Origin of the sequence: Carboxydothermus hydrogenoformans Z-2901 (assembly GCF_000012865.1) — a bacterium.
Lineage (GTDB): Bacteria > Bacillota > Z-2901 > Carboxydothermales > Carboxydothermaceae > Carboxydothermus > Carboxydothermus hydrogenoformans.
The window spans coordinates 1,942,408-1,956,035 of record NC_007503.1 but is presented as its reverse complement, the minus strand read 5'-3'; the positions used below and the strand labels follow the sequence as shown (position 1 = coordinate 1,956,035).

General features: G+C 37.4%; 9 protein-coding genes, 1 pseudogene and 2 CRISPR repeat arrays. Of the genes and pseudogenes, 7 read left to right on the top strand and 3 right to left on the bottom strand.

From position 1 onward, the window contains the following. Nucleotides 1-146: 146 nt before the first annotated feature. From CHY_RS10090 to CHY_RS10080, 3 genes are all read right to left on the bottom strand, one after another. Nucleotides 147-335 carry a hypothetical protein gene (locus tag CHY_RS10090; RefSeq protein ID WP_011345064.1) on the bottom strand — a complete coding sequence of 63 codons (189 nt, stop codon included), beginning with the start codon at nucleotides 333-335 and terminating at the stop codon, nucleotides 147-149. A 151-nt stretch (nucleotides 336-486) separates the two neighbouring features. Next, complete coding sequence (locus CHY_RS10085) at nucleotides 487-744, bottom strand: hypothetical protein (RefSeq protein ID WP_011345063.1); 258 nt, start codon at nucleotides 742-744, stop codon at nucleotides 487-489. Between the two features lie 2 nt (nucleotides 745-746). Continuing rightward, complete coding sequence (locus tag CHY_RS10080) at nucleotides 747-932, bottom strand: hypothetical protein (protein WP_011345062.1); 186 nt, start codon at nucleotides 930-932, stop codon at nucleotides 747-749. A 398-nt stretch (nucleotides 933-1,330) separates the two neighbouring features. On the opposite strand from CHY_RS10080, the gene CHY_RS10075 reads away from it, so the two are divergent. From CHY_RS10075 to CHY_RS10055, 7 genes and pseudogenes are all read left to right on the top strand, one after another. Beyond that, a complete protein-coding gene (locus tag CHY_RS10075) occupies nucleotides 1,331-1,759 on the top strand; it encodes a hypothetical protein (RefSeq protein WP_011345061.1) in 429 nt (142 codons plus the stop codon). Between the two features lie 39 nt (nucleotides 1,760-1,798). Beyond that, entirely contained in the window at nucleotides 1,799-2,284 is a 486-nt protein-coding gene (locus CHY_RS10070; RefSeq protein WP_011345060.1) for a hypothetical protein, read from the top strand. A 71-nt stretch (nucleotides 2,285-2,355) separates the two neighbouring features. After that, nucleotides 2,356-2,529, top strand: coding sequence for a hypothetical protein (locus CHY_RS13210; protein ID WP_162485090.1), 174 nt, complete (start codon nucleotides 2,356-2,358; stop codon nucleotides 2,527-2,529). Between the two features lie 503 nt (nucleotides 2,530-3,032). Further along, entirely contained in the window at nucleotides 3,033-4,907 is a 1,875-nt protein-coding gene (locus CHY_RS10065; protein WP_011345057.1) for a hypothetical protein, read from the top strand. A 105-nt stretch (nucleotides 4,908-5,012) separates the two neighbouring features. Continuing rightward, a complete protein-coding gene (locus CHY_RS10060; protein ID WP_011345056.1) occupies nucleotides 5,013-6,083 on the top strand; it encodes a phosphodiester glycosidase family protein in 1,071 nt (356 codons plus the stop codon). A 380-nt stretch (nucleotides 6,084-6,463) separates the two neighbouring features. Then, nucleotides 6,464-11,030: direct repeats of the CRISPR family, unit length 30 nt; unit sequence GTTTTAATCGAACCAATCTGGGATTGAAAC. A 104-nt stretch (nucleotides 11,031-11,134) separates the two neighbouring features. Further along, a CRISPR array of direct repeats spans nucleotides 11,135-12,030; the repeat unit is 30 nt; unit sequence GTTTTAATCGAACCAATCTGGGATTGAAAC. A 132-nt stretch (nucleotides 12,031-12,162) separates the two neighbouring features. Further along, entirely contained in the window at nucleotides 12,163-12,315 is a 153-nt protein-coding gene (locus CHY_RS13320) for a hypothetical protein (RefSeq protein WP_011345055.1), read from the top strand. Nucleotides 12,316-12,564: 249 nt separating this feature from the next. Beyond that, a pseudogene (locus CHY_RS10055) lies at nucleotides 12,565-13,464 on the top strand (ISL3 family transposase); the annotation flags it as partial. Between the last annotated feature and the right edge of the window lie 164 nt (nucleotides 13,465-13,628).

Genomic DNA, 13,628 nt, shown 5'->3' with positions numbered 1-13,628 from the left:
CTTCCGGGAGAAAATACCTGGAATTTTTTGTTTTTAATTTGAAGTTTTAAAAGTTGAACTTAAATATAAAAATAGTTAATAAAAATTTAGCCGTTATTTATTAGTTGGAGGTTTTGGCGGAACTTGCTTTAAGCCAGGATGAAAAATCAAGTATGCGATAAAAGAAATCTTGGTACTACTGAAGACCGTTTTTTGGGAGAACTGGCGGGATTAAAAATTGAGAAACGGTGCTTTGGGATAAAATTCTTAAATTTTTCTTCGGCAGCGGCAACAACGGTTTGAATTACCTCATCGGCAACGCCTTTTGATTTTAAAAGCTTCTTTAACCATTCCATAAAATATCAACCTCCGTTCATTCATCTTCGCTTTTTAACCCGGTCGCGTCCGGTGATGTCTTGTTCTTTTACGCCTACAATACCAAAAAGGCGAAATCATAAATTTTGGACATAATAAAAGCACTTACTGTTTCCACCCAGTAAGTGCTTTTCATTCTTCAATTATAGAAAAGACGTAATCACTAAGTTTTTCAAGTCGCTGTCCAATACTGTTGAGATTATATCTTTTATCAAATCCCTTTGTTACTACAAGGTCGTTCAGCCATTCATATAAGTCAACTTCAATCTCTTCATCATCAATTATCACTTCGTCTTCGTTTACCACTGCAACTTTTTTAAGAATCTCTTGATTCTCTTTGTCAAGAAGCGGAAAGAAAAACTCATAATCTTCTTTACTAAATTTCAACATTTTTATTCCCCTCTTTGCTTTTTAAGTCTCTTTGCATATTTACTGCTGGTCGGATTAACCTGAATTACTGTTCCTGTGTCCGGATTAACTGTTACAGTAGCTTTCTCACCAACATATTTCTTGCTTTTTCGTCCTTCATCATCTACCTTGATTTTACCAATTTTTAACGGATTATGCAATGCGTTCAAAACATCTTCTGCCTTAACTTTTCTTGTAATAGCTCTATCAATACAGTGCTCTGAAATTTTGTTGATCTGCGGAATTAAAAAACCTTTAATCTTCCGGGTAAAGAAAAAGCATTAATGCAAGAAAACCATTAATAGAATATTTAAAAAGTTTTAATAGAACCATTGTGGGATGGAAACCGGATTAATGTTGCGTGTGAACTTGCAAATTAATCTCGCATCTATTTTTCAAAATAAATTAGCATAGAAATAAGTTGTAATCTGCAAAAATTGCAAAATATTTTAGTAAGCCATTATCAACTTTTGCAAAATATCACTGTATTTTAGCAAAGCAAAATAAAATGAAAAGACACAAAATACAAAATTGTTGAGAAAAATAAAAAACCAGAAGGGTGATAAAAATGCGTAAACGAGTTTTTATGATGGTAATTTTAGTTTTACTGGTAGGCATAATGTCCGGTGCTGTTGTCTTTGCTGACACTGGAAACCAAACTACCACCGGCGAAAAAGTATACTTTCTGCACAAGCGGATTCAAACAAGCCACTTGGATTTGGAAGAGATAGCGTATTATTTAGGAGTTCAAGAAGTACCTGACCCAGGGAATCCGGAATATGGAACAATGGCAACCAACTATCTTGACCGCAGCACGAAACAGGGCGACATTCCCACCATCGACTTGCCGCCGGAACTGCAGGGGCAGGGGATAAAGTATGCGGTAGTAGACCCGGCAAAATCCAGTGATGACCCAAATGAAGTATCGAAATTAAAGTTTTTGCAGGAAAACGGCAAATACATCGTCCTTGAATGCCGCCTGTATAACCCCGAATAAAATGATGGGAGCTATAAAGTAATCGGGAAAGCGGTGTTAATGGGAGAATGGAAGGATAAATATGACCACTATGCCTATGTTGAATTTACCGGTGTAGACGAAAAAAATATTTTGGATTATGTTCCTGTAACAGTAGTAAACTGGAATGAAACCGAAATTGTCAAAAACCCGCTTCCCATTAAAAACACCAACGTGAAAGGCATCACCACCAGAACAGTCACTTTGTATGCCGCTCCAAACAGCAAAACAAAAGCAGCAACGCTTCCGAAAGGGCAAAAAGTAACGTATACCTTTCTTAAAGATGAAAAATATTACGGCTGGAAAGAAGTTAAATGGGATGTAAAAGTAAAAACTTACGTCACCCAAAAATACTACGTAACCGTTAAATACTACAAAAAAGTCAACGGCAAAAAAGTAGCGGCATACAAAAAAGTCCCATGCTACAAAAAGGTGGCAACTTACAAAACCGTAACCAAGAAAGGTTATGTAAAAGATTTGGATAACGTTTTAATAAAAGAATTATAGAAAGGAGGTAAGAAAACACGGTTTTCAGCCGGGTTTTAACTTAGATGCAAAAAATAAAGGCGTTGTTATTAATGACATGTTTGCTTCTGACCGGCACAGTTGTAATAAAAGCCGACACCACCACTTTTGGGAAAAATCCGTGGCGGACAAGGAACTATTCGGACGAAATAACCGATAACATCCTGTTCGTGAATGCTCATGAGTTTGATTTAACCGGGCAGACATTATCTCAAACGCTGTTGTAGCTCCAATATATTCAATCTTAGCAGCTCGATTTTTCGGAATAAATCATAGAAATAACTGGAAAAAATACCCGGAGGTTATACTCCGGGGGCAAAAGAAGGTTGTGTGCCTTTTGAATACTTATAACATCAAATCTATAAATATACAAGTACTTTTATTGTTTTTTACATAAATTTTAAATTTTCTTATATTACTATTTTCTTTCGTTTACTGCAGGAGTTACATCAATTTTTAAAGGGTGGCAGTTTACACAGCTATTATCATATTTATCCTTAAATGTCGTACTGGTAAGGTGCTTAGGATGAATGGTGCTACCCAAGCTTTTAACTTTTTTCCCATGATAATCAAAACGCTGGTTTAAGTCGCTGATTTCTCTTTGCGGGTGTCTTGGGATCTTGGTGGTTTAAGTCAATTTTTTAAAAAAAGAGAAGGAAAAAGAGCATAGTTGCCGAAAACAGGAATGAGGGGAATTTTAACGGGCAAAAAGTTTGAAAGGATGGGAGCAATGACCAATCGTAACTTTGAAAAATTTATGGATCAGGGTATTTATGCATTACAAAAAGGTAATATTTTAGAAGCCCAGCGGTATTTTGAAAAAGCTCTTAAAGTAGATGACAATGTTTGGGTTCGCAATAACCTTGCTTATGTTTACTATACAACTAAAAACTCTTTCAAGGCTTATAAAATTTTAGAACCACTTCTTAAAAATAAAAATAACATCCTTAAATATACTCCAAATACTTTTACTTTTGCCCTGGCTTCCTTAATCCAGTCATCGATGGGTAATGAACTCTTAGCCCGGCGTCATTTACAGGAAGCTGAAAAAACCTTCGACCTGGAGTTAATAGCCTTTTACCCTCAGCCTGCTCCCCAAGCGGTATTGGAATACACCGCTCTTGTTTTGGAAGCTGCCGGCAGTCTCATGGACCACCGTAAAGTTTACGAGCTTTATAAAAAATGGCAGAAATGGCATATTAAATGGGAAAGCCATTATCTGGGAGCTGCTGCTTGTTTTAATCTCGGGAAATATGAGGAAGCGGCTAAAATCTGGGAAAGTATTAAAGGGCATTCCGAGTTTTTTGCGGGGCTGGCGAAAGTATCCCGGTTGGTAGAGAAAAAAGAAATTCCCCCATTTAAAATAGAGTATCAGTTAAGTATCATAGCGGAAATGGAGGAAGTGCTGAAAAAAGCCCAGGAAGATGTTGATTATTTAAAACAAATCCTGCAACTGGGGACAGTAAAGGCTTTCTTATTATTAGTAATTATTGAAAGGTTAGATAAATATTTAGCGCAAAAAAGCATGGAGGATTTTGTCCGCTACGGCGGGGATTGGGGCGAAGAGTTAGCCAAAACGGTTTTAAAATCCTCCCTTTATTCCATGGAAGTTAAGACTGCTGCGGCAGTTGCCTTAAAAGAAAAAGGAGTGTTTGGTGAAGAGGACACGATTCCCATAGTTTTTAACAATCAAGAAATCCCAACCAAACTTCGTAAAATGGACTTTATTTTAATCAACCGCGAAGATTTAAATAAAATAGTTTTTGAGGCGCTGAGGCTGCGTGAGCGAGGGAAATTGGAAGAAGGTCTTAAAATTCTTGAAAACCTTTGGCAAAAGGGAACCTTTTATCCTTTAGCCGCTATATATCTGGCTGAATTTTACCGGGAGAAGAAAGAGTATGACCGAGCGCTAAACTTTTATGAGTACATTGAAAAAATTGTTCCCGATAATCCTCTGTTTCTTTATTTCTTTACGCTGCTTTTAGTGGAAATTGGGGATGTGGCCCGGGCTAAAAGGTATTTACATAAACTTAAAAGATTAAATGTGCAGAATCAGGAATTGCGGGAGAAGATCAAACATTTAGAAATAGTTATTTATCTAAGAGAAGCTTTGTTTTCTAAAGGGGTTTTTCACTATGAAAAAGAACTGCGGAAAGTGATAGAAGAAAAGGCCATAACTTTAAACCCAACGATTGCCAGGGGATTAAAAAATATGCCGGTTTACTGGATTGACTTTATTTCACAGCATTATAACTTACCGCCTGCCCGCTATCGCAAAGACCGGGAGCAGCAAATAGCAACTTTTCTGACAAGTCGCCAAAACCTGCAAAGGGTAGTAAATAACTTATCAGAAAAAGAAAAGGAACTTTTAAAATATCTTTTAAATAACGGAGGCTTTGGCAAACTTGCGGTAGTTTCCAGGAAGTTTGGTTCGCCCAAAGATGACAGCTTTTACTGGGATAAGGAAGAGCCGACTTCCACCGTGGGCAAACTTTGGGCAAAAGCTCTGGTGTTTATTGGAAGAGCCACTGTTTCCGGACGTAAGGAAAAAGTTGCAGTTATACCGGTGGAATTAAGAGAACTTTTAGAGACAATGCTAAAATAAACAATGTGTAGGTACAATTTGCCCACAGTGATAAAGAAAAATGCTTGATTTTCAAGGAGTGCAGGGTTTTAATTGACAAATTAAGAACATAACTGGAGGTCTAAAATGGTACCAAGAAAAATCGCTTTAGGGGCAATTTTACTGGTATACATTATTTTATTTTCCCAGTTAGCTTTAGGAGCAAATAGTTATCAGGTGTTTGAAAAGAAACTTAAAATTAATAATAAAAATTTTACCGTTAAAGGTGTGATTGTCGATTTAAATACGAAAAAATTAAAGATGCAAACGGTATTGGCCAAAAACCAAATTGGTCAGGTTGAAAGCCTGGAATCGATGGTTAAAAGGAAAAAAGGATTAATTGGTATAAATGGGGCCTTCTTTTCAGCCTATGATGCTTATAAAGAACCCTACGGAAATTTAATGATTGACGGTCGATTAATTAGAAAAGGTAATGGAGAACGCTGTTCGGTAGGTATTTTGCCAGGTAATGAAGTAATATTTGGATACGTAAAATGGGATATAAGTGTGATTTTTTCAACTTATAGTGAAGAAGGGACGGAGCTACCGTATATTTACCCGGTGCATACTTTAAATCCGGTACGTATACCTGGCTGGCGGGGATATACATTGTTTACCCCTGAAGTAGGAAAAGAAGTTTTGTATTCTGATGGTTATAATATTGTCGTTGAAAAGCAAAAGGTTATTAGAATTGTTTACGGTAAAACTTCCATTCCCCCACAAGGATTTGTCTTAAATACCGGCAGTTTATGTCCACCGGATAATTTATTAAACAGTAACGTAACTCTTAAGATAGAGCCGGAAAACCAAGAAAACGTCCTTTGGAGCAAAGCATATGCCGTATTGGAAGCAGGACCTTATTTAGTGAAAGAAGGAAAAATAATTGCCGATCCCCTTAAAGAAAATTTTACCCATTATAAAATCAAAGATGGTTCCTTTGCCAGAAGCGGTATAGGTGTAACCAAAAATAAGAAACTTTTACTGGTAACAGTTAACAGGGCAACTATAAAAGAATGGGCCATAATAATGCAAAAACTTGGAGCTTATTATGCCATGAATCTTGATGGGGGAGCTTCCAGCGGCCTTTATGTAAACGGCAAGTACCTAACCAAACCCGGGAGGCTTTTGTCAAATGCACTGGTGATTTCGTTGAATTAAGATTAATCAATTAAAATTATTTTTTTGGAAAAAGAGGTAAGAGTAAGAAGTTTTAATCATGCCATTTATGTGAAATACTGAACATTTCTTTAGGAAGTCGACGAAAAGATTACATAAACCATAAATAAGCAACTTAATTCAACCGGAGTTTACCGATAAAAAATGAATATATATGCAATCAAAGTAAATATTATACCATGTTTTTCGTCGACCTGCGGTTACCCCAAAAATCCCGGGAGGTCGACGAAAGGGTGAAAATAAACTTTAAACTTTGAAAAATAAGCGTTCAGTTGAAATTTACCACTATGCACCAATATTCACATGAAAAATGTAAACTTCTTCTTTCTTTAAAAATCTTTTTCTTTTATAATTAATTATGGGTTTTAATCGAACCAATCTGGGATTGAAACATGGCAAATATTGCTGAAAGCGCAGTCTGGGAAAGCGTTTTAATCGAACCAATCTGGGATTGAAACTGCCATACGGTGACGATACGATTGAGACACGCCGCTGTTTTAATCGAACCAATCTGGGATTGAAACTAATTTCCTGTTCCATTTCTGCGCCTCCTTCCAAAAAGTTTTAATCGAACCAATCTGGGATTGAAACAGCGATTTCAGGGCTCACTTCCCTTATTATTGAGCCCTCGTTTTAATCGAACCAATCTGGGATTGAAACCATATAGAACATATATCTACATTTTTTTGACAGTCCTGTTTTAATCGAACCAATCTGGGATTGAAACAAGATGGAAATTCAATTTCTAAAAATTTGATTATATGTTTTAATCGAACCAATCTGGGATTGAAACAAATACCTAAACGATTTACTTCATTAACTACTTCAAAGTTTTAATCGAACCAATCTGGGATTGAAACTATAGCAACAATTTCCAAATATTCTTCTTCGGTAAGTTTTAATCGAACCAATCTGGGATTGAAACATGACTCGCTCATATCCAATGCTTTTTTCTCGGTTATTGTTTTAATCGAACCAATCTGGGATTGAAACGCATCGGACAATCCAGAAGGTATATCAGTAGGGGTAGTTTTAATCGAACCAATCTGGGATTGAAACCCGCATTCAACATCGTGGCTGGCTCTAACATGGCGAGTTTTAATCGAACCAATCTGGGATTGAAACTAAAACTTTAAGGCAGGGATAAATAATAAGACGGTTGGGTTTTAATCGAACCAATCTGGGATTGAAACCAAAGAGAAAGCAGGTGGGAAGTATGGAAATTTTGCCTGTTTTAATCGAACCAATCTGGGATTGAAACACCCGCTTACTTAGCGGGTTATTGTTTTATTTATGCTGTTTTAATCGAACCAATCTGGGATTGAAACCCATTGTATCCCATATATCTCTCGCAAAAGCTTTCAGTTTTAATCGAACCAATCTGGGATTGAAACTCTTTAACATCGTCATATAATAAATATAGCAATTTAGTTTTAATCGAACCAATCTGGGATTGAAACCATAACTATCTACGCCTACCTGTAAGGCCATAAGGTTAGTTTTAATCGAACCAATCTGGGATTGAAACCGGTGGAATGTGTCGGCTGATGTAATACTGACCGGGTTTTAATCGAACCAATCTGGGATTGAAACATCGAAAATATGCCTTGGAATGGAATAATATTTTTCACGTTTTAATCGAACCAATCTGGGATTGAAACAAACCACTACCGGCTACAACGCATACGGAGAACCAGGTTTTAATCGAACCAATCTGGGATTGAAACCGTGTCGTTCTTTTTCGAACGACGCTTTTTGTTCTCAAGGTTTTAATCGAACCAATCTGGGATTGAAACAATAGCATCTTTCTTTTTACCTATTACCTTTACACCTGTTTTAATCGAACCAATCTGGGATTGAAACCCCACCTCGCAAAATCTCGCTGATATCTGTCTTTTGTTTTAATCGAACCAATCTGGGATTGAAACTCGGGCAAGCTCTCTGGCTTCTGGGTCTTCGACAATTGTTTTAATCGAACCAATCTGGGATTGAAACACGCCGGAGGAGTGCAGAATAGTAAAGCAATTCTTTGTTTTAATCGAACCAATCTGGGATTGAAACACATTCAGCAGGATTTCCAGCAAAAGCAGCAACAAAAGTTTTAATCGAACCAATCTGGGATTGAAACTAAATAGCTTGTCAGTAAAGACAGGCTATTTTGTCCCGGTTTTAATCGAACCAATCTGGGATTGAAACTGGAGCTTGCGCGTCAAAAGATGAAAATGGCAGGATAGTTTTAATCGAACCAATCTGGGATTGAAACTCGAAGAGGGCGACGTGGTGATAAAAGCGCACCACCAGTTTTAATCGAACCAATCTGGGATTGAAACAAATTCTCGCAATTTTCACCCTCACATCTATCTCTAGTTTTAATCGAACCAATCTGGGATTGAAACCGGCGAACACTATATCGCCGCAATAAAAGAACACCCCGGTTTTAATCGAACCAATCTGGGATTGAAACAACCCAGCTATTGTTAAAAATACTGCAACAGCCGAAAGTTTTAATCGAACCAATCTGGGATTGAAACTATGGTCAAGAAGAAAGAAGTTGTTGCTTTTTCGGTTGTTTTAATCGAACCAATCTGGGATTGAAACATTAAAGGTTATGCGGTTGCATTTGAAGATGTTGAGGGTTTTAATCGAACCAATCTGGGATTGAAACTTGCTCGGGCTCTGCTGCGAAGCCAATACCGCAAGCCGTTTTAATCGAACCAATCTGGGATTGAAACTCCCCTCCCGTTCCGCAAGCTGAAACAACTCCATGTTTTAATCGAACCAATCTGGGATTGAAACTCCTGGACAAGCTTTGAAAGTACCTCTTGGGAGGAAGTTTTAATCGAACCAATCTGGGATTGAAACTGAAGGAGCCTACCGGGAACATAAAACATGTCTTTTTGTTTTAATCGAACCAATCTGGGATTGAAACACTCCTTCTGCAACAGTAGCACTATCACTTATTACACGTTTTAATCGAACCAATCTGGGATTGAAACAGTGGCCCAATCTTTCTGAGATTACCTTTATATCCAGTTTTAATCGAACCAATCTGGGATTGAAACGGTAGACGAAGAGAAAAACATCGAGAGCGGATTCTAGTTTTAATCGAACCAATCTGGGATTGAAACTCGTTTCCACTGCGCTTTTCTAAATGCCCACTGGCCAGTTTTAATCGAACCAATCTGGGATTGAAACTTCAATATTTACGAAGCCGTTTAATTTTATTATAAGGTTTTAATCGAACCAATCTGGGATTGAAACGCGTCTCATATCGCTTTAACCACTTCTCAAGTGCCTCGTTTTAATCGAACCAATCTGGGATTGAAACACAGGAAATTCTTCCAGCAGGAAAGCTCCAACCGGGTTTTAATCGAACCAATCTGGGATTGAAACCGAGAATAGCAGTTGGTGATGGGGAATTAGGCGGGTTTTAATCGAACCAATCTGGGATTGAAACTCTTAAAAACCTTGACAAAACTTTTGTCGAAATGCCTGTTTTAATCGAACCAATCTGGGATTGAAACTTTCAGAAGCTTCTTCTAATCTCTTTTCTGCCTCCAAGTTTTAATCGAACCAATCTGGGATTGAAACGGGAATGGGTTGACGGTCTGAAGCTACATGATGGCAAGAGTTTTAATCGAACCAATCTGGGATTGAAACACGGCTACTGTCGGCCTTACGGCCGAGCCTTGACAAGGTTTTAATCGAACCAATCTGGGATTGAAACTATGCATCGGTCAAAGTGTACTTCTGGCAAGAACGATGTTTTAATCGAACCAATCTGGGATTGAAACTTTAGATGGGAAACCTCTTGTACCAGTTTCTAATTGAGAGTTTTAATCGAACCAATCTGGGATTGAAACAAGTCCTCCTCGGCTTTTTTTGCCGAGGTAGCGGCAGGTTTTAATCGAACCAATCTGGGATTGAAACTTAGCAGGACAGGCCGAAAATGCCTGGAAGTGGTAAAGGTTTTAATCGAACCAATCTGGGATTGAAACAGCATCATCGCTTTCCAACCACAGTTCATTTTCTTGTTTTAATCGAACCAATCTGGGATTGAAACCCAGAGAATACCTTTGAATGGGCAAGTTACACATCAGTTTTAATCGAACCAATCTGGGATTGAAACTGTAAAAGAATTAATGAAGCATATCAAAGGACCGGAGTTTTAATCGAACCAATCTGGGATTGAAACAGCATCATCGCTTTCCAACCACAGTTCATTTTCTTGTTTTAATCGAACCAATCTGGGATTGAAACCCAGAGAATACCTTTGAATGGGCAAGTTACACATCAGTTTTAATCGAACCAATCTGGGATTGAAACTGTAAAAGAATTAATGAAGCATATCAAAGGACCGGAGTTTTAATCGAACCAATCTGGGATTGAAACTATGCAGGTTTATCCCCTTCACGGTGATATTCTCCGGTTTTAATCGAACCAATCTGGGATTGAAACAGCGATGCCCCAACGTGGCTCTACCATACTTAACCCGGTTTTAATCGAACCAATCTGGGATTGAAACTCGCAATTGGCCAGAAATGGCCTCCACCGACGGAACTGGGTTTTAATCGAACCAATCTGGGATTGAAACCCCTAAAACTTCTCTTTTTGCGTCCCTTTTGCTCCCTTGTTTTAATCGAACCAATCTGGGATTGAAACTAGACGAAGCAGATGGAGCTCCGGACTGGCGGTGGGTTTTAATCGAACCAATCTGGGATTGAAACAGTATCTCCTCCAGCGGTACGATCGAGGTGGGCATTATGTTTTAATCGAACCAATCTGGGATTGAAACTGGCCTACTCCAACAACGCAGGAAGTAGAACACCCCAGTTTTAATCGAACCAATCTGGGATTGAAACTCCCAGTGAAAGCATCTTGGCTGCTTCCTTCACACTGGTTTTAATCGAACCAATCTGGGATTGAAACTTTTCACGTGGTGCAAGAGTGGTACAAGCGGAGAAAAGTTTTAATCGAACCAATCTGTGGGATTGAAACCAGGATTGATTAACCGGGAAAAGACTATCTTAGCAAGTTTTAATCGAACCAATCTGGGATTGAAACAATTAATTCTTTTAAAGTCATTATATATATACCCCCGTTTTAATCGAACCAATCTGGGATTGAAACTCGCAATTGGCCAGAAATGGCCTCCACCGACGGAACTGGGTTTTAATCGAACCAATCTGGGATTGAAACGATTATATTTGCTTACATAAACCATTTTTAGCTGTGGGTTTTAATCGAACCAATCTGGGATTGAAACATAATGATGTTTTTTGTTTGGGTACTTACAGCTTAGTTTTAATCGAACCAATCTGGGATTGAAACCAAAATCGTCAAAAAAGTTAAGCATAGCTTTTAAATTGTTTTAATCGAACCAATCTGGGATTGAAACATAATGATGTTTTTTGTTTGGGTACTTACAGCTTAGTTTTAATCGAACCAATCTGGGATTGAAACCAAAATCGTCAAAAAAGTTAAGCATAGCTTTTAAATTGTTTTAATCGAACCAATCTGGGATTGAAACGTGAAATACAGAAGAACCCGAAGGATGGCTTTTGTTTTAATCGAACCAATCTGGGATTGAAACGGCCATGGGAATAGCGGCGAAATTTTCTCCGGGGAGGTTTTAATCGAACCAATCTGGGATTGAAACTAATGAAAGAACTGAAGTACTCTGCAAAGTCCTCGGCTGTTTTAATCGAACCAATCTGGGATTGAAACAATGGCAAAAAGCTTATCTTTGAAGTATACCGAGGACTGTTTTAATCGAACCAATCTGGGATTGAAACTTCTACATTCCCGCGAGCAAGTCTTTTGATGCGGCTGCGTTTTAATCGAACCAATCTGGGATTGAAACTTCTGTAGGCGGTGTTTAGTATGGCTATAAAAGCTTGTTTTAATCGAACCAATCTGGGATTGAAACAAGCAGCAGCCGGATTAAATAAAGAAGCCGAAACAAAGTAAGGCAAAAAGCTGGAAAGAGCGGGTGCGAGAGGCCTTTGGGAAGAACCCATTACAAAAGACTATATATATTGAATTTATGGGGGTGAAATGAGTGGATGGTGTCAATTTTTTGATAAAAAAATTGAATAATTATCCTGTAATTAAGGTTTCTTTGTTAGTTATAATAGTTGCTCTTGTAGTATTAAGCGGAATAAAAATAGGAGAAATAGCAGGAAAATTTATGTATTATATACTCGTAAAATAAATGTGGGTGGAGACATTGGTGCAGTTACCGATATATGCGGTTGGAACGGTAGGTGCTGTATAGCTTGAGCCATAGAAATTAACAAGCCAATTGTTTTTAAGTTTAAAACAATAGGTATTTTTAATAATTTAAAAAGGCTTTTCGCTAAATAGTATGGGTAAAAGCTTCTGATGTGGTATTATCACATTAGAAGTGATGAGAACGAGAGATATCGATATTTTTCAATAAAGGTATTGGCCCGGTTCTGGTTTTACCTTACTTTTTGAAGTTTATATTATGACCTTAGCTAAAGAAATGCCAGTAAAAGCTATTGCCCGAATGGTTAATGAACACGATACCAGGTTATGGCGAATTCTTTCTTATTATGTTGCAAAAGCACGGCAAAAAGAAGATTATTCAAATATTACAAAAATAGGGGTAGATGAGACATCATTTAAGCGGGGACATGATTATGTAACTATATTTGCTGATTTAGAACGTTCTAAAATACTTTTTGTAACCCCTGGAAAAGACTTTGAGACTATAGAGAAATTCAGAAATGAGTTACTATTGCATAATGGTAATCCAGAAAAAATAAAAGAAATCTGCATTGATATGTCCCCTGCTTTTATTAAAGGAGCTCGTTTATTTTTCCCAAAAGCTAATTTAACCTTTGATAAATTTCATGTAATGAAGATCATCAATGAAGCAGTAGACAAAGTTCGCCGGGCAGAACAAAAGGAACGTCCAGAACTAAAAGGTACTAAATATCTTTGGTTGAAAAGCATTAGAAATTTAACAAAAAATCAAAAAGAAAAGCTGTTATCCTTAAAAAATCGGAATATAAAAACCGCAAAAGCCTATAACATAAAGTTAAGTTTTCAAGAACTTTGGCAGTTATCACGGGTCGAAGCAGAACAGTTTTGGAAAAAGTGGTACTTTTGGGCTACCCATAGCCGTCATGAACCAATTATTGAAGCTGCAAAAATTATAAAAAATCACTGGAATGGCGTTTCAAATTGGTTTTCCTCAAATTTAAATAATGGAATTCTCGAAGGCCTAAATAGTGTAATTCAAGCAGTTAAAAGGAAAGCCCGGGGATATAGATCATTAAATAATTTTGCAACTATAATTTATTTGGTCGGTGGCAAACTAAATCTTGATTTTTAATTTTGCTTACCCACACTAAATAGCGAGGAATTGAAAATAATGGAAGAAGCAGTTTTTATGATTTTAGCAAGAAGTGGTTTTAAAAGATTAGGACTCCAGTTAAAAGGCTGGGGTTTTTTTGTGTCGATTATTGTATTATAGTGGTGAAAAAGCAGGAAATTTTT